This is a genomic window from Aliivibrio sp. S4MY1, from assembly GCF_028765545.1.
In the GTDB taxonomy this organism is placed as follows: Bacteria; Pseudomonadota; Gammaproteobacteria; order Enterobacterales; family Vibrionaceae; genus Aliivibrio.
Map to the genome: position 1 here is coordinate 33,060 of NZ_JARACP010000017.1, position 24,012 is coordinate 57,071.

The window sequence follows — 24,012 nt, forward strand, 5'->3', positions numbered from 1 at the left end:
ATGAAATCATTAAAAATTGTCGCGCTTTCGGTGGTTATTGGCGGTGTTATTGGTGCTGGAAGCATGAACTTATATTCAGCGCATTCAATGGACATGGTGTCGATGAATTCCGATAGTATATCAGCCAGTTCGAATAATGAGCCTTTGTATTGGGTAGCTCCGATGGATGCAAATTACCGTCGAGATCAACCCGGTAAATCACCAATGGGTATGGATTTGGTTCCTGTATATACTGATGATGCTAAAGGAGATAAATCACCTGTAGGGACAGTTACGATTGACCCAAGTGTGGTTAATAATCTTGGAGTGAAAAGCGCATTTGTAGAGAAAACCATTCTTTCACCAAATATCGATACCGTAGGTTACATTGCTTTTGATGAAAGTAAATTATGGCAAGTGAACGTACGAGCTGCAGGTTGGGTTGAAAAACTTAACATTAACGCGATTGGTGAGAGAGTAAATAAAGGCGATGTGTTATTTACGCTTTATTCTCCAGAGTTAGTTAAAGCTCAAGAAGAGTTATTGAATGCGTATCGAACAGGACGTAAAGGATTAGTAAAAGGCGCTCGAGAGCGTTTGTATTCATTAGGTGTTGATAAAGTCCAAATTAACTCTATTGTTAGAGCCGGTAAAGCGAATAAAAACATAGAGATAAAAGCAACTTCAAATGGTGTGATTGCGAGTCTTAATATTCGTGAAGGGGGGTATTTATCACCTTCACAAATCGTGATAACCGCTGGCCCATTAGAGGACGTATGGGTTGATGCCGAAGTATTTGAACGTCAAGCTCATTGGTTATCTTCAGGTAATAAAGCAGTAATGACATTGGATGCGGTTCCTGGAAAAACATGGGAAGGTGAAGTGGATTATGTTTATCCCATTTTAGATCCAAAAACACGTACTATGCGTATGCGCTTGAAGTTTGATAATCAAGATGGTGCATTAAAACCAAATATGTTTGCCAATATAACCATACAACCTAAAACCAAAGAGGAAGTATTAACGATTCCGCGTCAGTCTGTTATTCGTGCTGGCGGTATGACACGCGTTGTATTAGATGAGGGAAATGGTAAATATCGTTCTGCTCGAATTGTGGTAGGACGAGAAGCAGGGAATAAGACAGAAGTTGTTAAAGGATTGAAAGAAAACGATAAAGTAGTGACATCTGCTCAATTCTTATTGGATTCTGAGTCAAGCAAAACCGCAGAATTAAGTCGTATCAATGGCCCTGAAAACAGTATTTGGATATCGGGTGATATCACTATGTTAATGGCTGATTTTGGGATGGTGACTTTTGAGCATAAAGCTGTTTCACAATGGGATTGGAAAGCAGGGGAAATGAATTTCTCAGTTGAGGAGGGGATTGATCTTTCCTCATTTCGTGAAGGTGAATCAGTTCAGTTTTTAGTACAGAGAGACAATGATGAATTCAAATTATTAGACATTGAAAAAGAAGGGGAAGCACTATGATCCCTTCCATTATTCGTTGGTCTATTAAAAATCGTTTTTTAGTTTTAGTTGCTACCTTTGCCCTTGTTGTTGCAGGAATTTACAGTGTAAAGAATACGCCTGTTGATGCTTTGCCGGATCTTTCAGATGTACAGGTGATCATCAAAACAAGTTATTCAGGACAAGCACCACAAGTGGTGGAGGATCAGGTGACTTATCCTTTAACGACGGCCATGTTAGCTGTACCCGGAGCTGAGACGGTTCGAGGTTATTCATTCTTTGGTGATTCTTACGTATATATTATTTTTAACGATGATACTGACATGTACTGGGCACGTTCGCGTGTTTTAGAGTATTTAAGTCAAGTTGCACCTAAGTTACCAGCAGAAGCAAAACCCACATTAGGGCCAGACGCTACTGGTGTAGGTTGGGTGTATAGCTATGTATTACAAGACAAAACCGGTCAACATGATCTTGCAGAACTGCGCAGTTTACAAGACTGGTTTTTAAAATATGAATTGCAAACGGTTGATGGTGTATCGGAAGTCGCTACGGTAGGCGGAATGGTAAAGCAGTATCAGGTTGAAATTGATCCTGATAAGTTGAGAGCCTATAACTTAACCTTGCAACAGGTTAATAAAGCCATCAAAGAGGGAAATCAAGAAGCTGGCGCGTCTGTTGTTGAGATTGCAGAAGCTGAACATATGGTACGTACATCAGGTTACTTAAGCAGTATTGAGGATATTCAATCCTTACCACTAAAAGTAACAGATAAAGGTACACCACTGTTATTAGGTGATATTGCGGATATTAATCTAGGCCCACAAATGCGCCGAGGGATCTCTGAGTTTAACGGCGAAGGTGAAGCCGTTGGTGGTGTGATTGTGATGCGATTTGGTAGGAATGCCAGTGAAGTTATTGCTAACGTGAAAGAAAAGTTAACTCAACTTCAAAAGGGTTTACCAGATGGTGTTGAAATAAAAGCCACTTATGATCGCTCAACATTAATCGATCACGCCGTGAAGAACCTGTGGGAGAAATTAGCTGAAGAGTTCATCGTTGTTGCCATTGTTTGTGCTCTGTTCCTATTTCATATACGTTCTTCATTGGTTATCGCATTAAGTTTACCTGTTGGGATCTTGAGTGCTTTTATCGTCATGCATTGGCAAGGTATTAACGCCAATATCATGTCTTTAGGTGGTATTGCGATAGCAATAGGCGCAATGGTGGACGGAGCGATCGTAATGATCGAAAACGTTCATAAACATATAGAGAAAACGCCATTAACAGATAAAAACCGTTGGCAAGTGATTGGTAAAGCGGCAGAAGAAGTTGGTCCTCCATTATTTTTCTCATTACTTATCATAACGTTAAGCTTTGTACCTGTATTTGCTCTTGAAGGGCAAGAAGGAAAAATGTTTTCTCCGTTAGCCTTTACTAAAACCTTTGCGATGGCTGCATCTGCTGGCTTAGCGATTACATTGGTACCCGTATTAATGGGGTATTTTGTACGCGGAAAGATCTTACCTGAGCGTAAGAACCCGATTAATAAAACATTGGTTTCATTATATCGACCGTTACTTAATGTGAGTTTGCGTTTCCCTAAAACGATGTTACTTGTTGCTATGGTGCTAATGGGCTCCGCTTATTATCCAATATCTAAGATGGGGAGTGAGTTTATTCCTCCATTAGATGAAGGGGATTTAATGTATATGCCCACGACTTATCCCGGCATATCCATTGGTAAAGCGCGTGAACTATTGCAGCAAACCAATAAGCTAATCAAAACTGTACCTGAAGTAGATACCGTGTGGGGAAAAATTGGTCGAGCAGAGACGGCAACGGATCCTGCACCTTTAACAATGATCGAAACGGTGATTCAGTTTAAACCCAAAAATGAATGGCGTGACGGCGTCACAACTGAATCAATTAAAAATGAGCTAGACCAACTGATTCAATTTCCCGGAATTACAAACGCATGGGTCATGCCGATTAAAACTCGTATCGATATGCTGGCGACAGGGATTAAAACACCAATCGGAATAAAAGTAGCAGGCCCCGATCTTAACGTAATTGAAAAGATAGGTGCTGAGTTAGAACCGATTTTAAATAATATTCAAGGAACAACTTCTGTTTACGCTGAACGGGTTGCTGGCGGTCGTTATGTCACGATTGATATTAAACGTCGTCAAGCAGCTCGATATGGACTAAATATTAAAGATATTCAGCAAGTTATATCAACAGCCGTTGGTGGGATGAATGTTGGTGAAACCATCGAAGGCCTAGAGCGTTATCCAATTAACGTTCGATATCCGCAATCATATCGAGACTCAGTCGTTAAATTACAAAACTTACCTCTTATTACATCAAGTGGAGCTCAAATTGCTCTAGGTGATGTGGCGGAGATCCGTTATGAAGATGGGCCACCAATGATCAAAACTGAAAATGCACGTCCAAATGGCTGGGTATTTGTTGATATTGATGGAAGGGATCTTGGTTCATACGTTCATGAAGCACAACAAGCAGTACATGACCAACTGGATCTTCCTGCTGGTTATTCTTTGGGATGGTCTGGGCAATATGAATATATGGAGCGTGCTAAAGAACGTCTAACCACAGTTGTCCCAATTACGATTGGCATCATTATGCTGCTTCTGTATCTGAGTTTTAGACGATTTGGTGAAGTGTTAATTATCATGGGGACACTACCGTTAGCAATGGTTGGTGGACTTTGGTTGATGCACTTACTTAATTTTAATTTCTCAATTGCCGTTGGTGTTGGCTTTATTGCATTGGCCGGTGTCGCTGTTGAAATTGGCGTGATCATGTTGGTTTATTTGAATCAGGCATGGCATGAAAAGCAGATCGCAGTCCAAGAACTAAACAGCGCATTAACTCAGCAAGATTTAACTCATGCAATTGAGGATGGCGCTGGTTTACGGGTACGTCCGGTAATGATGACGGTATTAACCGTGATTATCGGTTTAATCCCAATTATGTATGGTTCAGGCACTGGTTCTGAAGTGATGCAACGAATAGCGGCTCCAATGATTGGAGGTATGGCGTCAGCTTTGTTATTAACGCTACTTGTATTGCCCGCTGTATTTAAATTATGGAAACAATCGCAGTGTAAATAAGGTTTATAGCATTTTTATTGGTGCTCAAACCCATTATTAATGGCTTACGAAATAGGTAGTAAGCCATATATCAATTAAGAAATAAGAAGGAAAATAATATGGAAAAGACAGTATTAGCAATCGCATTATCATTACTCGCAAGCTCAGCAATGGCAGAAATGGACCACAGTAAAATGGATCATAGCTCAATGGATATGAAAAGCATGGACATGAGTAAGATAGACAGCATGTCGATGAAAGAGATGAACGCAGTAGGTATGCCTGCAACAGGCATGAAACCAGATAAAGTTGTGCATGTGATTTTATCAGATGATATGAAAATTACCTTTAAGAAAGAAGTCGATATACAACCTAATGATATTGTCCAATTTGTTATTATGAATACAGGGAAAATTGATCATGAATTTGCAATTGGTAATGAAAAAGAGCAATTAGAACATCGTGAGATGATGAAGAAGATGACATCGGGTCACGCACATGACAGTGGTAGTACAGTAACTGTTAAGCCAGGAAAGGCAAAACAAATTATTTGGCATTTTCATGGTGATAAGAATGTGGGATTTGCATGTAATATTCCAGGGCATGCAGAAGCAGGTATGGTGAAAAAAATTACATTGTAATATCAATGCCACTAAATAGATCAGATAATTAGTGGAATAGGTATTACCTGCATAATATGAAAAAGCGGTAAGGTGGGTGGTCTTACCGCTTTCTTTTATGAAGAGAAAAACTATAACTTAAAGAATGACAGCTGTTGTTTCTGCTCTTCAGCTAGTCGAGACAGCTCTGAACTTGCAATAGCACTTTGGCTGATGCCTGTGACGTTTTGGTTCACTAATTCAGACATATTAACGACGTTACGATTAATATCTTGAGTTACTTGCGATTGCTCTTCGGCTGCCGTCGCAACTTGAGTGTTCATGTCGTTAATGGCATTGATTGATTCAGTAATACCAATTAACGCATCGCCTGCTTTTGCCGTTAGCTCTTTATTTAGCTCTAACATATCAAGACTGGATTGCATGCTGTCGTTAGCTAAACCAGATTGCTCTTGAAGTGCTTCAATTATCGTTTGAATTTCTTGAGTTGATGACTGAGTTCGAGCTGCTAGTAAACGTACCTCATCAGCAACAACAGCAAAGCCACGACCAGACTCGCCAGCGCGAGCTGCTTCAATTGCAGCATTTAATGCAAGTAAGTTAGTTTGATCGGAGACACTACGAATAACTTCAACGACATTATTAATTTGTTCTGATTGTTCTTTTAAATGGTTAACAACAACGGCTGCATCCGTTAATGCTATAGCCATTTTATCACTTGCATCTGTACTTTGAGCAAAAATATCTAAGCCTGCTTTAGCTAAATCACTGGTGTTTTGAGCGGTTTTATCTGCAGCTAATGCATTATCACTTACGTTGTTAGCAGTACTAGATAGTTCGTTTACCGCAGAAGCCACTTGTTCAATTTCACACAGTTCTTTTTGAGAGTTAAGCTCAGCTTCATTCATTACAGCAGCAAGTTCAGTCGATGCAGAAGCCACGCTTTCATTAATGTTATTCAGCTCTTCAATGGTTTTTTGAAGTTGAATCGCGGTAGTATTGATATCTTTACTTAGTTGAGCAATTTCATTATCACCATCAACTTCTGTACGTACTGTTAAGTTACCTTCAGCTAATTTACGAATGATGGTTTGTAGCTTTTGAATAGGGTTAACGATTAATCCTGATAACCACCAAGAGGCTAGTAAAGAAAGAATAAACACAGAAATAATTGTAATGGCAGCTGTCATTTTAACTTGGTTGTTTTTTGCATAGCTTTCGTTCATTACTTCATCGGAAAAGTGGTTAATTTTTTCAGATAGATGATTAATTGTCTCTACCATGTCATTACCAGTCTTACGATAATTTGCGATTAATGTATTGTAGTTTTCTGTGACTGGAAGGCCCTGTTCTTTTCTTTCTGAGTACTTAATTACTCTTTTTGTAAAATCGACATAAGCGCTCATACTTTCGTTAACTTTGGCTGCATCAGAGCTGAACGTTTGTTTTTGAGTAATGTCACTAAGTAGTTGCTCAACGGTATCGATTTCTAATTGCATTTCTTTATAAAATGCATCACGGCGAGCAGGATCATAAATGGCATAAACAGCACCAATGCGTAATGGATATACTTGGTCATCAATTTTTGCTAATTGATCTTTATAGAAAATAAATGAGGCTGTGTTGTCTGCAATTGTGTCTTGTTCTATATCCAGTGCAATAGCTGTATATGATAAAGAGGCGAATAAAGTTAATGCAGTCAATAAAACAGGAAGTAAGATTTGGGTGCGTATAGAGGTGTTTTTAAGTGAATAATTCATCTTCAGCCTTTGTTATTTCTAGAAAGTACAGTGCAATTTCGTGTACTTTTGTTATTTTCTCGAAATATAGACTCACATCACACTCCTGTCGATAGTAATTGTAACTAAATGTGTATTTTAACTTGCTTTTAAATTGGTTGATGTTTGTGTTATTTGTTTTATGTATTTATCTCTTCTGTTATATGGGTTTTAGTTATGATTGTTGTCGGTTTATAAGAGATTTATAGCTTGAAGGTTTAAGTGAAGAAGGGATAGGCGATAAGAAATACTCTTACCGCTTATTTTTAGAGGAAATTACAACTTAAAGAATGCTAGTTGCTCTTTTTGTTGTTCTGCCAATTTAGATAATTCGTTACTTGCACTCGCACTTTGGCTAATACCTGTTACGTTCTGATTTACAAGCTCAGACATATTCACCACATTACGGTTAATATCTTGAGTTACTTGAGATTGTTCTTCGGCAGCAGTAGCAACTTGAGTGTTCATATCATTAATTGCAGTAATTGATTCAGTGATGCTGACCAATGCATCACCCGCTTTTGCGGTTAACTCTTTGTTTAATTCAAGCTTATCGATACTTGTTTGCATACTATCATTTGCTAAACCTGACTGCTCTTGTAGTGATTCAATAATAGTTTGAATCTCTTTGGTTGATTCTTGAGTACGAGCAGCAAGCAGACGAACCTCATCAGCAACAACTGCAAATCCACGCCCAGATTCACCCGCACGAGCAGCTTCAATAGCAGCATTTAAGGCTAATAAGTTAGTTTGTTCTGAAACACCACGGATCACTTCAACCACATTATTGATCTGTTCTGATTGCTCTTTTAAGCGGTTAACCACAACTGCTGCATCAGTTAAAGAGTTTGCCATGTCTTCGCTTGCTTGATTACTTTGAGTGAAAATATCTAAACCAGAGCGAGCAAGCTCATTGGTATCTCGGGCTGTTTGATCGGCAGACAACGCATTGTCACTTACATTATCAGCAGTACTTGATAGCTCATTAACAGCAGAGGCAACTTGTTCAATCTCGCTTAACTCTTTTTGTGAGTTAGTTTCTGATTCCGTCATAACAGCAGCAAGCTCTGTTGATGCGGCAGCTACGTCTTCGCTGATGCGAGACAATGCTTCAACAGTGGTCTGCAATTGAATTGCAGTTGTGTTGATATCTTTACTTAATACAGCAATTTCATTATCGCCATCAGCATCGGCACGAACCGTTAAATCACCTTCAGCCAAGCGACGGATAGTTAATTGAATTTTTTTAATTGGGTTTACGATAAGACCTGATAACCACCACGCAGTGAGCATCGATATAATAAAGACAGCTAAAATAGTCAAACCTGCTGTGGTTTTAACCTGAGTGTTTTTCTCATAGCTTTCTTTCATTGCGATATCAGAAAACTCATTTACACGTTGGGAAAGGGTATTGATAGAAGAAACCATGCTATTACCAATATTTCGGTATTGCGAGATAAGCGTATCGTAACTTTGAGAAACGGTTTGACCATTTTCTTTTTTATTTAAGTATTCAATAACCTGGTGTGAAAACTGAACGTAGTTATTGATGTTAGTGCGAACGAGGTTAACTTCTTTAGCAAATGTTTTTCTTGCTTCTAACTCATCAAGTAATGCATTGATGTCATTTACTTTGTTTCGCAATTCAGTCGTGAATTTTGCACGACGCTCCGTATCGTAAATTGCATAAACAGCGCTTATACGTAGGGGATATACTTCATCATCAACTTTTGCAAGTTGGTCTTTATAGAAGACAAAAGAGTCAGTATTGCTTGCTATTATATTTTGTTCTTTTTCAAGGCTAGAGGCAGTAAAACCTAAAGAAATGAACAGTGCTAGTGCAGTAAGAATTACGGGTAGTAGAACTTGAATACGTATTGACGTATTTTTTAAAGAAAATTGCATCAAAGCCTCTTAAATTTGAGAAAGTGAGAAATAAAGGAAATTTATTTATTAATTCTCGAATTCTAGACTTTTGTCACACTTTTGTCGATGGCAAATGTAAATTAATATAATTAATATTGTCCTTAAATATGTATTTACCGGTTGCATTATTGTTTTAAATAATAATGTTGCTGGAAATAGAGGAAATTACCCTTAATCTTCAGCCATTTCGATTTCATAGATTTCATCAGCAATATCTTGTGTTTTTCGCTCAATAATCGTTTGAGCATCAGCCAATCCTTGATTGTAAAAAACCGGCCCCGCTTGCTTAATTATAAAATCTAATAAGAACTCACCATCAAATTGACCAAGTTCAGTGTCTAGTTCTTGTTCAAAATAACCTTGGAATTTTTGTACAAGCTCATCACGTTTATTTTTAGGTATAGTCATTGTGCTCATGGTATTCCCTTAATTTTGATTGTCTGTTTGAATTTTATTAATCACTTGATTATACATGACCCATGCCATGAGTCCTGCGAGACTATTGCCAATTAATGCACCCATAAAGATGCCATGTAAACCAAATAAATTTGAGCCTAACCATATCATAGGTAAGAAACAGATAAACAGGCGGAGAATTGAAATCACTAATGCGCGCATAGACACACCAAGGGCGTTACAGGTTGACACCATTAACATGCAGATACCTAAAGAGCCAAGGCTAATTGGGACCCATAATAAATAATGGTAAATAACATCAATGACATTGCTGTCGGTACTTAATAGGCTTGCGAGTGGTTTGGCAATAATAAACAGAAGAACCGCAAGGCCAATTTGCCAACAGAGAACAAATTTAGTCGCGATTTTGATTAGTTTTTGAATCTCGTCGAACTCTTTAGCCCCTAACATTCTACCAACCATTGGCGGAATAGACATGGTAAGAGCAAGTACGACAACAATAGCAAAGAATTCGATACGAGAAGCCATCGCCCAACCCGCAACGGCAGCAGCCCCAAAACCTGCGATAATTTTCGTTGCCATCATAGAAGAGAGGGGTGGCAGTAACTGACTCATCATTGCAGGAGCCATTACTGCGTTTAGCTCTTTAATGGATTGCAGAATATTAAGATCGTGCCATGAAAAAGAGATCCAATTACGCTTAAAAATAGGGGGCAGAATGATACAAAAACCAATAGTGAAAGAGACTATCGTTGCCCAAGCCGCACCATTTAAGCCTAAGTTAAATTGGAAGATGAAAATAGGATCAAGGATCATATTTAGGATACTGGTCGCCATCATCATTAAGCCCGGTAGTTTAGTATCACCGTTGGCACGACACAAACTGTAAGCAAAATAGATCATTGCACCAGCCCAACAACTTGCTAACCATACTGGCCAGTAACTATCGATGACGGGAAATACATTGGCTTCTGCGCCCAATAGGTTAAGTAATAAACCTCGAGAGAACCAAATGAGTAAGCACATGATAAATACCATACCAGCGCCTAGAGTGAGAACTAATCCGGCAAGCTGCTTGGCTTTTTTAATTTGTTGAGCGCCTAATACTCGTGCGATTACGGCTGTTGTAGCAATGCCTAAGCCGACTTGTAAACCAATAATGACCATCTGCAATGGCATGGTAAAGCCTTGGGCAGCAAGAGGAAGTATGCCAAGTTGGCCGATAAAGGCACTATCAACTAATTGAAAGCTCATTAGAGAAAGAACACCAAACATCATTGGCCATGTCATTTGAAAAAGCTGTTTTGAGAGAGAAATACTTGGCATGATTAAAAAGGTGCTCTAAAAGTATTGGTCGGCCATTGTACTGATTATAGAGCAAGACTCAAATGCATGAGTGAGAATAGAAGAAGAGTTTATGTCATAGCCGCATTTTATTAATCATAAATAAAATGTGGCTATGTTTATTTGAATAATGCCTATTACTTTTAGATGCTAGGAAGCAGGGATTCAGGCATTAACATATTGTATTTAGCCTCAAGTAATAAGGTGTTTGCTTTGGCAATGTCTGGTGCAAAGTAACGATCTTTATCATAAAAATCGACACGTTCACGTAGCATGCTTTTGGCTTCTTCGATACGTTCTGAACTCTTATTTGGCGCTCTAAAATCGAGACCTTGTGCTGACGCTAATAGCTCTACCGCTAATATACCGCGAGTGTTTTCAGCCATATCCCCTAAGCGACGACCGGCAAAGGTTGCCATTGATACGTGATCTTCTTGGTTTGCAGAAGTCGGTAAGCTATCAACAGAGGCTGGATGAGCAAGACTTTTGTTTTCACTAGCTAGTGCGGCAGCAGTAACTTGAGCAATCATAAATCCTGAGTTTACACCGCCATTATCAACTAGAAATAGAGGGAGTTTACTTAAACCGCTGTCGATAAGAAGCGCCATTCGACGCTCCGACAAACTGCCAATTTCAGCAATTGCTAAAGCAAGGTTATCTGCTGCCATTGCAACAGGTTCGGCATGGAAATTACCACCAGAGATAATATCACCATCATCGGCAAAGACTAATGGGTTATCAGATACTGAGTTTGCTTCTACTTCTAGTGTGTCTGCCGAATTTCTTATTTGCTGTAAACAAGCACCCATAACTTGGGGTTGGCAGCGTAATGAATAGGGGTCTTGTACTCGTTCACAGCATTGATGGGAAAGACCGATCTCACTGCTTTGACCTAATAAGTGACGATAACCTAAAGCTGCATCCATTTGACTACGATGACCACGCACACGGTGGATTCGTGGATCAAACGGCTTACGACTACCGAGTGCGGCTTCTACAGACATAGCTCCACACACGGTGGCTGCTGCGTAAAGATCTTCAGCCGCAAATAAGCCTTCTAAAGCAAATGCAGTAGAAGCTTGAGTTCCGTTAAGTAGTGCTAATCCTTCTTTTGGTGCCAGTGTTATTGGTTCTAATCCTGCTATTTCTAGAGCCCTTTGTCCTGAAATTACTTCACCTTTATAACGAGCCTCACCTTCGCCTAGCAAAACGGTACTCATGTGTGCTAAAGGAGCAAGATCACCAGAAGCACCCACAGATCCTTTTTTAGGAATGCACGGATAAACCTCTGAATTGACCAATTGCATTAATGCATTAACGACGGATGGGCGAATACCAGAATAACCACGCGAAAGACTGTTTACTTTAAGCGTAATCATTAAGCGCACGGTGGCATCATTCATGAATTCCCCAATACCAGCAGCATGGGAGAGAACAATACTGCGTTGTAAGGTTTCTAAATCTTCTTCTGCAATTCGAGTGTTTGCCAACAGGCCAAAACCAGTGTTAATGCCATAGACGGTTTTATCTTCACGGATCACTTGAGCAACCACTTCGGCACTGGTCAGCATATCGGGCAATGCATCTGGACTTAATGACAGTTGAGTTGGTTGACGGCTAACTTCACGTAATTGTTTTAGAGATAACTTGCCTGGAATAATTTCTAATGAATACATAGTTCGTTTCTCGTTATGGTTGTGATACCAACTCGTGTCGCTAGGTTGGTATTCTTTATAATTATTTTTAAAATTGAAATGTAGAGTTTATGTCTATTAGTTTTATTCAGATAGCATGGGTAAATCTAAGCCTTGCTCTTTGGCACAATTGATCGCGATGTCATAGCCTGCATCCGCATGACGCATAACACCAGTGGCAGGATCATTGTGAAGTACTCGACTAACACGCTCAGCGGCATCATCACTGCCATCACACACGATCACCATGCCTGAATGTTGAGAGAACCCCATACCCACACCACCGCCGTGATGCAGAGATACCCAAGTCGCACCCGAAGCCGTGTTTAGTAAGGCATTTAATAGTGGCCAATCAGATACTGCGTCAGAGCCATCCATCATGCCTTCGGTTTCACGGTTTGGACTGGCAACCGAGCCTGAATCAAGATGATCTCGACCAATGACAATCGGTGCTTTTAGCTCTCCATTTTTTACCATTTCATTAAAGGCTTTACCGAGACGTGCACGATCTTTTAAGCCAACCCAACAAATACGTGCAGGTAATCCTTGGAATTGAATACGCTCTCGCGCCATATCAAGCCAGTTGTGCAGATGTGGATTATCTGGAATGAGTTCTTTTACTTTTTGATCGGTCTTATAGATGTCTTCTGGATCGCCAGAAAGGGCAGCCCAACGGAAAGGACCAATCCCTTCACAAAATAGCGGACGAATATAAGCAGGTACAAAACCCGGAAAATCAAAGGCATTGGCGATACCTTCTTCTAAGGCCATTTGACGAATATTATTACCGTAATCGACAGTTGCAGAGCCTGATTTTTGTAAATCCAGCATAGCTTGAACTTGAATTGCCATTGATTTTTTAGCCGCTGATACGACTACTGATTCATCTTTTAAACGCATTTCAGCAGCATGCTCCATTGACCACCCCTGAGGAAGATAGCCGTTGAGAGGATCGTGCGCTGAGGTTTGATCGGTTGTTACATCAGGCACAATACCGCGTTGAACAATTTCTGCGTAAACATCAGCGGCATTACCGAGTAAACCCACTGAAATTGGTGTTCCTGTTTGTTTTGCATCTTCAATAATGGCAAGGGCTTCATCTAATGTGGTGGCTTTACGGTCGACATAACCAGTGCGGAGTCGATAATCGATACGAGATTCATCACATTCAATCGCAAGCATAGAAAAACCAGCCATGGTTGCTGCAAGAGGTTGAGCCCCACCCATGCCACCAAGCCCACCAGTTAGCACCCAGCGACCTTGAGCCTTGCCATCAAAATGCTGTTTTGCCATTGCAATAAAGGTTTCATAGGTTCCTTGAACAATGCCTTGAGAGCCAATGTATATCCAACTGCCAGCGGTCATTTGACCATACATCATTAACCCTTGTTTATCTAACTCGTTAAAGTGTTCCCAATTGGCCCAGTGAGGAACCAAATTTGAATTAGCAATTAACACGCGTGGTGCATTAGTGTGAGTTTTAAATACACCAACGGGTTTGCCTGATTGCACTATTAAGGTTTCATCATCTTCAAGGCGAGTAAGCACTTCGACAATCTTGTCATAGCATTGCCAATTTCGTGCAGCACGACCAATGCCACCATAAACCACTAACGCATGTGGGTGTTCAGCTACATCTGGATGTAAGTTATTCATTAACATACGAAGTGGGGCTTCGGTTAGCCAAGATTTAGCAGTGAGTTTTGTACCTGTTGGGGCAATAATAGTACGAGTCTCATCCAATCTAGGGTTAGATGGCGATGCATGTGTCATTGTTGCTCTCCTTGCGAGTTAATAGTATTGGTGACTGTTTTTTAACATTAAAAGTGCTTGTGAATTACTAGCTCTGAAAATAAAAGCATTACGCTTTCATTCCATGAGCAATGGTCCAAGCGAGTCTTGCAGCTAAGCGTGCTGTTTGATTATCAATATCAAAATTAGGGTTAAACTCAGCCATATCAGCCAAGAGCAATTTGGAAATACCTTGGGGGTTTTTCGCTGCCAAAATATCAAAAATAAGGGTTTCAATGATCTCAAGAGGGACACCTCGAACTGCAGGTGCACTCACTCCTGGAGCAACTGATGCCGGAAAAACATCAATATCTATCGTGAGATAAAGGTAGTCATTTTGGTCAATAAAGTGAGATAAGTCTTGTTGAATTAATGGCAAGTTAGCATGTGTCATTTCTGTATCATCAAAATAAAGTACACTCAGATCATCCGCTTTTTGGTAAAGAGCTTGAGTATTACTGCCTCGGTTTAATCCTAAGCAGGCATAATTAAATGGCCATCCATTCGCTTCACAATATTGAGAAATTTGATGAAAGGGAGTGCCTGAACTACCAAACTGTTGTTCTGTTGATTCTTCAGATAAGTGTTCTTTTTGTGGTGGATTTCGTAGATCAAAATGTGCATCAAAGTTAATGATTCCAATGCGTGGTGGTGTTTTTTGTTGGTTTGATTCAGTGATACTTTTTAAATGACGCGCAATGCCTTGAAAGGAGCCCCATGCAATTTCGTGACCGCCACCAAAAACAATCACTTGGTTATGGTTAGCAAGGGCTTGTTCAACATTATCACCAAGCTGGTGCTGTGCTAATTCAAGATCAGCATCATCACAACAGGTATCCCCCCCATCAAAAACAGCTTTATTATGATGCCAAGCTAAATTGGATAAGGCGCGTCGAATGATTTGTGGAGCAGAATAAGCACCAATACGGCCTTTATTGCGATAAACTCCTTCATCGCAAGCAAAACCAAGCAACACGATCCCATTCATACTTGAACTTGTCGCTTCACTGATTTTTTGATGCCAACGCAAACCGAGTTCACCATCTTCAAGATCGACTCTGCCTGTCCAACTTGTCATGTCGATTAAGGTATTATTTTTCATAAGTTTCCTTAGTATAAAAAACGTTACCATTAATCACTCGAGCAATAAGATCGGGAACACCTAATCGATAGGAGAGTTCAGCAGGAGAGTCCAATTGCCAAAGTGCAAAGTCAGCATCCATGCCCACTTCAATCGTTCCGCGTGAGTCTTGCAATCCAAGTGCTTGGGCTGCATTACAAGTCACCCCCCGTAAGGATTCTTCAGGTGTTAATTTAAATAAAGTACAAGCCATGTTCATCATGGTTCGAAGCGAAGCTATAGGTGACGTACCGGGGTTGAAATCGGTGGCAATAGCCATTGGAACGCGATACTTACGCAGTAATTCAATCGGTGGGAGTTTGGTTTCTCGTAAGAAATAAAAGGCACCAGGTAAAAGAGTAGCTACGGTATTATTCTGTGCTAATACTTTGACCCCATCTTCATCAAGGTATTCAATATGATCCACTGAGGAAGCGCCCATTGAAGCAGCTAATGCACTGCCGCCAAGATTCGATAACTGCTCAGTATGACCTTTAATTTTTAGACCATGCTCTAATGCAGCATTGAATACATGTTCGCACTGTGTAGTAGAAAACCCAATCCCTTCACAAAAGACATCAACATGATCTGCCAATTTTTGTTTGGCAACATGAGGAATAATTGTGTCACAAATTAAGCTAATGTAATCATCAGGACGATCTTTATATTCAGGAGGAAGGGCATGTGCAGCAAGCAATGTGGTAGAGACTTTTATATCTGGTAATTCAGCAATACGTTTGGCGACTCGGAGCATTTTGATTTCATCATCAAGCGTTAAGCCATAACCTGATTTAATCTCAATAGTAGTGACGCCGTCACGTTTTAGGCCTTCTAAGCGTTGAATGCCTAAGTGATAAAGTTCATCTTCTGTTGCTTCACGAGTGGCATATACGGTAGATAAAATCCCTCCACCTTGCTTTGCGATCTCTTCGTATGGAACGCCTTGTAAGCGTTGCTCAAACTCATTGGCTCTATTGCCTGCAAAGATAAGGTGGGTATGGCAATCAATTAAACCGGGAGTGACTAAAGCATGGCCACAATCAATCACGTCTGGATGACCATGAAATATGTCAGAGCAAGCAGGACCAACATACTCAATTTTGCCATTAGTTATACCAATCATCGTGTTTTTTATTACTTGATAGCCGTTATTTTGGGCAGATAGATCTGTTGTCATTGTGACGAGTTTAAGATTGGTAAAAATTCTATCCATGATTATTTGCCTATATAAATTAGCGGACAAGTTAATATGTATATTCAAATAGATAATCTTTTTTATAGGTTAAAGCAAGGTAGAGTGTAATGGAGTTGTGATCAAAAGAGTAATTATTGACTATTAAACATCCAATTCTGAGAGGATATGACGGATGAGAGCGATTTGAATAATTTAATACTATTTTACAGAGTAGCTAACGATAAGTAGATGAAAACTAGAATTATCAGGAGTACACTTCAAACTGTATAATTCTAAGAATAAAAATGGTTAAAACAACATATGCACTTATTAGATAGATTGAGTATTCGTCTTTATCATGATGAAAGACTGAAACAATATGCAGGTGATCATGCGAGATCATTAGGTTGGAATTCGACTGAATCTCAATTTCTACGTTTTAAAACCATCGCTCAAGCCGTTAATTTTGATGGTAAACGAGTATTAGATTTAGGTTGTGGTTATGGTGATTTTAAAACCTTTCTTGATATGAGTTGTTGTGTAGAGTCCTATACCGGTGTTGATCAGCAGGGGAGTTTTATTAAACAAGCAAAGAAACACTTTGAACATCAACATAATTGTGCGTTTATTAAAGGGGATTTTTCAGCAACTAAGCTACCAACGGCGGATATCGTGGTGGCAAGTGGTTCTCTTAATTATCGAGCTCGTAATAAAACCTATCATGCAAAGGTGATTAGAGCCATGTATGAGAAGGCTGAAGAGGCCGTTGTCTTCAATTTATTAAACCACCATCATTTTAAAGAAACCAATTTACTAGAAGCACATGACCCGCAGCAGGTTCTTAATTATTGTTTAAGCTTGTGTCCTAATTGTGAATTGATAGATGACTATGCAGATGAAGATTTTACAATCGTGATGTATAGTACCAATTGTAGTAAATAACTGATCATTCTAGCTGGTTAAAATACTCGATAACTGCGTTGAAATTTTTGATTGTAGAATAACCTACTTATCGAAACTATTTGTCGAAAAGTGCCGCCTTGTTCTCAAGCATTTTTCCTGCGCTATTTCTGATCACTTGCTTACTGTGATTGGTATAAATTAAGTTAGATTTATCGACAGTTAGAAACAAAAAATGGCGGTTCAAAGTGAACCGCCATTTTCATTATATGATATTGAATTTTTAAGCTGATAAATGATTATTTAAAATCTAACAGTTCAACTTCAAAAATTAATACAGAACCCGGTTGGATAGAGCCTGCTGAACGATTACCGTAAGCTAAATCGTTAGGGATAAAGAAACGCATCTTTTGGCCAACAACCATTAATTGAACGCCTTCAGTCCAACCTTTGATTACTTGATTTAAACCAAACTCAATTGGCTCACCACGCTCAACTGAGCTATCAAATACGTTTCCATCGATAGTCGTACCGTGGTAATGAACTTTAACTTTGCTCTTTGCTGTAGGGTGCTCTGTGCCTGTACCTTCCTCAAGTACTAGGTATTGAAGACCAGAAGCGGTAGTTTGAACGCCTTCTTTCGTTGCATTTTCTGCTAAGAAAGCCTTACCAAGTTCGATATTGGCTTTTGCTGCTTTTGGATTGTTTACAAAGTGCTGAAACAGCATGTAACCAAGAACGATAATAGCAAGGGTGATGATAATTTTAGACACATTATTTCCTTATATTAAGACACCAATTTAATGAGTATGATTTATTCATATGTATACTCATACGAATGAATTATTTTTCTAATAAGTAATGGATAGTTTCAGCTATTTTCTTAGGATCATCATGACCACCAATTAATACGTTGTATTTACCGTTAACCACAAAAGTAGGAACAGAGCTAATACCTGATTGCTCAGAAAGCAGTTTAGCAGTATCTACTTTTTGAATAAGAATATCACGTTGCTCTTCATTAAATTCGTAAGGGCTTGTCAGGCCACGAGAGGTAAACGCTTTAGAATATGCTTCTTGTTGCTCTGTTAATGTTGTACCTTCACCCATTTGAGTTGCTGCAAATAAGTCTTCCATAAACGCATGATCTGGCGTGCCATCTACTTGCATTTCTGCAGCGTAGTAGAACATAGCAGCAACATGTGCTGATTGGTTAAATGTAATGTGCATTTTGCCGATGTCAGTACCTGCTTCTTGGCTAATTACAGGTAAGAAGTTTTCCATGTTACGGCAGTGACCGCAAGATAAGGCAAATACTTCAGTTACTGGTGCTAATGAGTCGTTTTGTAAAGTCGTTGAAAGTACTTCGTATTGAACGCCTTCTTTTGGCTCGTTAGTGTCACCACAAGCTGTAAGAAAAAGGGCTGAAGAAAGGACAAGCAATAATGGTTTGATGATAGATTTCATGTTGATTCTCATTGATTATGATTTCGAATGAAAATAGCATGAAATGAAGTAAGTAGAAATAAAATAGGACAACAAATGTTGTCCTATTTAGTAAAACTATGTAAAGAAATTACGGCGTTACACTTTACGCACTTGGATGATCATACCCATTAATGGATGATCAATATAGTGAGTTTCACCACTTCGCATCTTACGTTTTTCTTCCATACGATAAGATTTTAAAAATTCTTTAACTTCAGTTTCTGGTGTTACATCTTCTAAGTGACCCAACTGAACATCCGCATTTGGATCTTCAATTAGGACAGCGTTAGTTTCAGTGGTATCACCTTGAATGTCAGAGTCATTAGAAGAAATTGTTTCAGTCATCATTTCTTCTTTATCTGCTGTTGGTGTATTAACGATAAATTCGTGTTGTCCAGGAACCTTAAGATCTAAAATCGTATTTACGTATAGGTAATGCTGAACGTAAACCTGCATTGTGCCATCTAATTCAAGAAGAGGGCCTGAAGATGACGTTGCTGCCGTTGTATCAGCTTCAAGAGTATCTGTGTCTTCAATAAGCGCTGGTTTTGGTGCATCTAAAGGAACTAGTGATAAATCAGCGTTTGCATCTTCAATAGTTCGGCCATCTGCAACAAAGCGATCAGAAAAATCTTGGCCTGCTTGAATGTGGAAAATAGGAGAACGAGAAGCTCCAGAATCCCCTTGGCGCCAAGCAACATGTACTAATGGCTTAAATCCAGCGTGATTTTGCAGTTTAGTATAAGCTTCATTTAATTTGTAGTAACCAGAAGGAAGTAGCGATGCACCATTACTGCTCATCATTTTTTTATCGCGGTATGAGAAAGCACGATCTAAATTGATAGGCGCAAGAATATCAGGCCAAGATTCTTGATAAGAAGATGGCTCAACATTGCGCTTAAAAATGATGACTTCGACGTCAAATTGACGAGCAAAAGAAGGCCAACTTGCTAGTAAAATTAACGCATAAATTATTTTTTTCATTCAAACTCCAGTGAGATGGTTCTATAAAGTCTTAGTTATCCATAACTAAGACTAAACATTAGTACTTTCTTATTATGTAAATCTAATAGTTAGATTCTATTTTCGTAAAACAATTTGAGCAAGCCCATTACGTATTTAATTCGCACTTGTCTCTCAGTTAAGTCTTTTATAAATTTAACCTTTGTTGGTCCATCTAACGCAAAACCTGTTGGATCTTTTTGTAATAATGACACAAGGAACATAGGGTTTATGTCAGCGGTAGGTTCAAATTCAATGTAACCGCCATTTCCGTGAGCTTCTAATTTCTTCACTTTCAATGATGCTGCTAACATTTTAACTTCAGAACTGATTAATAATGTTTGAGCCGCTTCAGGTAATGAACCAAAGCGATCAATGATTTCTACTTTAAGTTCATCTAATTCACCATTGTCTGAAACGCTTGCAATGCGTTTGTAGAGAGATAAGCGGGTATTTACATCTGGAATATAATCTTCGGGAATTAATGCTGGTAGGCGAAGTTCGACTTCTGTTTGTTCACGCAATAAATCATCTAACGATGGTTCTTTACCTTCTTTTAATGCTTCAACTGCTTGCTCAAGCATTTCCATATAGAGAGTAAAACCAACGGATTGAATTTGGCCACTTTGACCATCACCCAATAATTCACCCGCTCCACGGATCTCTAAATCGTGAGTTGCAAGAGTAAAACCTGCTCCTAAATCTTCCAGAGAAGCTATCGCATCCAAACGTTTTCTTGCATCTTTACTTAATGCTTTTGGATGTGGTGTCAGTAAATAGGCGTAAGCTTGGTGGTGTGAACGGCCAACACGACCACGTAATTGGTGTAATTGAGCTAAACCAAGCTTATCAGCACGATCCATGATAATAGTGTTGGCAGTTGGAACATCAATACCGGTTTCAATAATCGTTGTACATACAAGTACATTGAAACGTTGGTGATAAAAGTCACCCATGATGCGTTCTAATTCTCGCTCGCGCATTTGACCATGAGCCAAGGTAACACGCGCTTCTGGGATCAGTTTTTCAATCTCTTCAGCTGCGTTCTGAATAGTTTCTACATTGTTGTGCAGAACATACACTTGGCCGCCACGTTTGATCTCACGAAGAATCGCTTCTTTGATAACATCATCGGCTTTTTCACGAACAAAAGTCTTAATTGCTAATCGACGAGCAGGTGGTGTTGCAATGATTGATAAATCGCGCATGCCACTCATCGCCATATTCAGCGTTCTTGGAATTGGCGTTGCGGTTAACGTTAGAATATCTACGTCTGAGCGCATCGCTTTTACTTTTTCTTTTTGACGGACACCAAAGCGATGTTCTTCATCTACGATCAGTAAACCAAGATCTTCAAATTTAATGCTGTCTTGTAGTAATTTATGAGTACCGATTAGGATATCTACTTTGCCTTCAGCAGTAGCCGCTAAAATTTCTTTTTGCTCTTTGGCTGATTTAAAGCGAGACAGAACTTCCACTCGTATTGGGAAGTTAGCAAAACGGTCGCGGAAATTCTCAAAATGCTGCTGAGCAAGTAGGGTCGTTGGAACTAATACTGCCACTTGTTTTTCATTGTGTGTTGCTAAAAATGCAGCACGCATTGCGACTTCTGTCTTACCAAAGCCCACATCACCACATACTAGGCGATCCATGGCTTTAGCTTGACACATATCGGATAACACATCGTTAATGGCGATTTCTTGGTCATGCGTTTCTTCAAACGGGAAACTGGCTCTAAAATCGGCGTAAGCGTCGCGATCTTGTTTAAAAGAAAAGCCCGGTTTAATTGCGCGTTTAGCGTAAACATCAAGCAGTTCTGCGGCAACATCTCGTACTTTTTCTGCTGCTTTACGGCGTGCTTTACTCCATGCGTCACTGCCTAATTTACTGATTGGTGCTGTCTCATCTGCACCTGCAGAATAGCGACTGATCAGGTTTAACGATGAAACAGGAACATACAGTTTTGTTTCGTTTAGGTATTCCAACATCATGTATTCGGCTGGCATATCACCAACGTCTAACGTTTGAAGCCCCATGTAACGTCCAATACCGTGATCAATGTGAACCACTGGCTGACCAATTTTTAGTTCAGCAAGGTTGCGGATTAAGGTGTTGCTGTTAATTGATTTATTGTCACCGCGGCGGCGACGTTGTATTACTCGCTCACCTAATAAGTCACTTTCACAGATAAAAGCAACGCATGGATTTTGAAGAATAAAGCCTCGTTCAGCAGAACCAATCACTAACGTTGCTTTATTTTTATGTCCAACGGCGTCTTTCATTGAATCACAAATGGCAGGTTTTAATTTAATACGTGCTAATAATTCAAGAAGGGCTTCACGACGACCTTCAGATTCAACAGAGAAAATAACCTGGCCACTGAATTTCTCATAAAATTGACGAAACTGTGCAAATGGTTCTTTATTTTGGTGCTGAATTGCAATTTCTGGAAGTTCTAATAAATCAGGATTAAAACGCCCAGCTTTTTCAATCTCTGGTTCTTTTGCCAGTTTTACACGCGGATATTGTTTGAATAAGCCAAACATATCAGAGGTATTTAACCAAAGTTCATTTACCGGCAACAGCGGACGAAGTGGATCAACTCGACGTTGATCGTAACGGTACTCGGCATCGGCCAAGAAATCATTGGCTGCTTTTTCTATATCACCAATAGTAACCAGTAATGTGTTATCTGGTAGGTAGTCGAACAACGTTTCGGTTTCATCAAAAAACAGTGGTTGCCAGTACTCAATACCTGCAGGCCAAGCGCCTTTACTGATTTGTTGATAAACAGACTCTGGCTCACGGCGAGCATCAAAGCGTTGACGCCAGCGAATACGGAAATCTTCTATCGCGACATCATCGGTTGGGAATTCATGAGCAGGAAGTAGGTTTATGGATTTTACTTCTTCAATCGTACGTTGGTTTTCAGGATCAAACTGACGAATGGTGTCAATTTCATCATCGAAAAAATCAATACGGTAAGGATGCGCATTACCCATTGGGAATAAATCAAGAATAGAACCACGGCTAGCATATTCACCGTGGCTCATGACTTGGTCAACGTGTAAGTAACCGGATTTCTCTAGCTGCAATTTTAGCTTATCAAACGATAGGCGATCACCTACCTTTACGACTAATGCATGCTTGTGCAGAAAAGATTGCGGTGATTGACGCTGTAATAAGGTACTAACAGGAACAATTAGCGTGCCATTTTTTTGCTGAGGCAAATGATATAGGCGCGATAAACGGTCAGAAATAATATCCTGATGCGGAGAAAAACTGTCGTAAGGAAGGGTTTCCCAATCAGGAAAAACCTCTACTGAACGTTGGCTAAATTGGTTGATTTCATTTTGTAAACGAAATGCCAACTGCGGTTCAGTAACCGTAACCACGACAGGGCCAGTGTGTTGTTGCTCAATCTCTGCAATCGCAAGCGCTAGAGAAGAGCCCGTAAGATTACCAATTGAGCGTGTATCATTGGCTTTGGTTGGTAACGGTAATGACAGTAAGTTTTTTATAGGCATCAGGATATTCAGTTATTAGGTTAAGTTGCGTTCTTGAGCGCGAAGTTTAAGCACTTTCTGTTGTTGAAAGAGTGCGGCTTTGATTAATAAATCTTGGTCGATATCACGAAGTAGGTCGTAAGCCATTTCAATGAGGTAGCCAGTTTCTGTTTCTGTGCATTGAGTTACTTTAGCGTAACAGTAAATTGCTGCTGGTGGATGCTCAAGAAAAAGTTTTACTTTAGCTTTTTGATCTATATTTAATGCGTTTTTACTTTCGAAAGTAAATTTACTCGCTCCAAAGCTTACGGTTTTGTGGCGATAAGCCTCATCATCTTGTTGAATTAACAAATAAGACAATAGTAGATTCAGTTTTTGATTTTGGTTGTTTAAATAATTAGCAAGGCGTTTGCCATCATCTAGCTTGAGAAAAGAAAGTTCATTTTCAGAAACATCATCAAGTGAGCTGCATTCTTGAGCAACTCGAAATGGTGCAGGTATTTCACGTTCAAACGTTTCCATGTTTGGTAGTGCAGCATCGTTCGGAAGAAGTTCAACATTGATGGTTAAATCGTAGTGAACCGAAAAGTATTCATTATGTGACATAAACGTCCCTCTATTATTATTTCTTAATTATGGCGAAGTCACTGGATATCAGCAAGTGTTTAATCGGTAACAATGATGAAC

The 24,012-nt window shown here is 39.5% G+C and carries 17 protein-coding genes; 4 read left to right on the forward strand and 13 right to left on the reverse strand.

Annotation, left to right across the window (positions count from 1 at the left end):
- The 3 genes from PVK71_RS16715 (at position 1) to copI (ending at position 5,206) form a co-directional block, all read left to right on the forward strand.
- Entirely contained in the window at positions 1–1,470 is a 1,470-nt protein-coding gene (locus PVK71_RS16715) for an efflux RND transporter periplasmic adaptor subunit (RefSeq protein WP_274420217.1), read from the forward strand.
- Complete coding sequence (locus tag PVK71_RS16720; RefSeq protein WP_274420218.1) at positions 1,467–4,586, forward strand: efflux RND transporter permease subunit; 3,120 nt, start codon at positions 1,467–1,469, stop codon at positions 4,584–4,586. The genes PVK71_RS16715 and PVK71_RS16720 overlap by 4 nt, the downstream gene beginning before the upstream one ends.
- A 98-nt stretch (positions 4,587–4,684) precedes the next feature.
- Positions 4,685–5,206, forward strand: a complete 522-nt coding sequence (copI, locus tag PVK71_RS16725; RefSeq protein ID WP_274420219.1) for a copper-resistant cuproprotein CopI — start codon at positions 4,685–4,687, stop codon at positions 5,204–5,206.
- Positions 5,207–5,316: 110 nt separating this feature from the next.
- Here the strand turns inward: copI and PVK71_RS16730 are convergent, their stop codons facing one another.
- The 8 genes from PVK71_RS16730 to hutI all read right to left on the reverse strand — a co-directional run bounded on the left by PVK71_RS16730 (position 5,317) and on the right by hutI (position 16,468).
- Positions 5,317–6,945: a methyl-accepting chemotaxis protein gene (locus PVK71_RS16730; protein ID WP_274420220.1), complete on the reverse strand. Its 1,629-nt coding sequence runs from the start codon at positions 6,943–6,945 to the stop codon at positions 5,317–5,319.
- 294 nt (positions 6,946–7,239) lie between these two features.
- Positions 7,240–8,868 (reverse strand): methyl-accepting chemotaxis protein, encoded by a 1,629-nt coding sequence (locus PVK71_RS16735; RefSeq protein WP_274420221.1) that lies wholly within the window; start codon positions 8,866–8,868, stop codon positions 7,240–7,242.
- Positions 8,869–9,060: 192 nt separating this feature from the next.
- Positions 9,061–9,306, reverse strand: a complete 246-nt coding sequence (locus PVK71_RS16740; RefSeq protein WP_274420222.1) for a DUF2164 domain-containing protein — start codon at positions 9,304–9,306, stop codon at positions 9,061–9,063.
- 9 nt (positions 9,307–9,315) lie between these two features.
- Entirely contained in the window at positions 9,316–10,632 is a 1,317-nt protein-coding gene (locus PVK71_RS16745) for an MATE family efflux transporter (RefSeq protein WP_274420223.1), read from the reverse strand.
- 161 nt (positions 10,633–10,793) lie between these two features.
- The gene (gene hutH, locus PVK71_RS16750; protein WP_274420225.1) at positions 10,794–12,326 is read right to left on the reverse strand and encodes a histidine ammonia-lyase; all 1,533 of its coding nucleotides are present in this window, start codon (positions 12,324–12,326) and stop codon (positions 10,794–10,796) included.
- Positions 12,327–12,428: 102 nt separating this feature from the next.
- Positions 12,429–14,117: a urocanate hydratase gene (gene hutU, locus PVK71_RS16755; RefSeq protein ID WP_274420227.1), complete on the reverse strand. Its 1,689-nt coding sequence runs from the start codon at positions 14,115–14,117 to the stop codon at positions 12,429–12,431.
- Between the two features lie 88 nt (positions 14,118–14,205).
- On the reverse strand, positions 14,206–15,237 hold the full coding sequence (gene hutG / locus PVK71_RS16760) for a formimidoylglutamase (protein WP_274420229.1): 1,032 nt from the start codon (positions 15,235–15,237) through the stop codon (positions 14,206–14,208).
- Complete coding sequence (hutI, locus tag PVK71_RS16765) at positions 15,227–16,468, reverse strand: imidazolonepropionase (protein WP_274420231.1); 1,242 nt, start codon at positions 16,466–16,468, stop codon at positions 15,227–15,229. Before hutI ends, hutG begins: the two co-directional genes overlap by 11 nt.
- Positions 16,469–16,750: 282 nt before the next feature.
- On the opposite strand from hutI, the gene PVK71_RS16770 reads away from it, so the two are divergent.
- Complete coding sequence (locus tag PVK71_RS16770; protein ID WP_274420233.1) at positions 16,751–17,371, forward strand: class I SAM-dependent methyltransferase; 621 nt, start codon at positions 16,751–16,753, stop codon at positions 17,369–17,371.
- 257 nt (positions 17,372–17,628) lie between these two features.
- Here the strand turns inward: PVK71_RS16770 and PVK71_RS16775 are convergent, their stop codons facing one another.
- The 5 genes from PVK71_RS16775 to PVK71_RS16795 form a co-directional block, all read right to left on the reverse strand.
- Complete coding sequence (locus PVK71_RS16775; protein WP_274420235.1) at positions 17,629–18,102, reverse strand: FKBP-type peptidyl-prolyl cis-trans isomerase; 474 nt, start codon at positions 18,100–18,102, stop codon at positions 17,629–17,631.
- 70 nt (positions 18,103–18,172) lie between these two features.
- Positions 18,173–18,796, reverse strand: a complete 624-nt coding sequence (locus PVK71_RS16780; RefSeq protein WP_274420238.1) for a thiol:disulfide interchange protein DsbA/DsbL — start codon at positions 18,794–18,796, stop codon at positions 18,173–18,175.
- 117 nt (positions 18,797–18,913) lie between these two features.
- A complete protein-coding gene (locus tag PVK71_RS16785; protein WP_274420240.1) occupies positions 18,914–19,801 on the reverse strand; it encodes a peptidoglycan binding protein CsiV in 888 nt (295 codons plus the stop codon).
- Positions 19,802–19,890: 89 nt separating this feature from the next.
- A complete protein-coding gene (mfd, locus tag PVK71_RS16790; protein WP_274420241.1) occupies positions 19,891–23,346 on the reverse strand; it encodes a transcription-repair coupling factor in 3,456 nt (1,151 codons plus the stop codon).
- A gap of 15 nt (positions 23,347–23,361) precedes the next feature.
- Positions 23,362–23,931 (reverse strand): PilZ domain-containing protein, encoded by a 570-nt coding sequence (locus tag PVK71_RS16795; RefSeq protein ID WP_274420243.1) that lies wholly within the window; start codon positions 23,929–23,931, stop codon positions 23,362–23,364.
- Positions 23,932–24,012 lie beyond the last annotated feature (81 nt).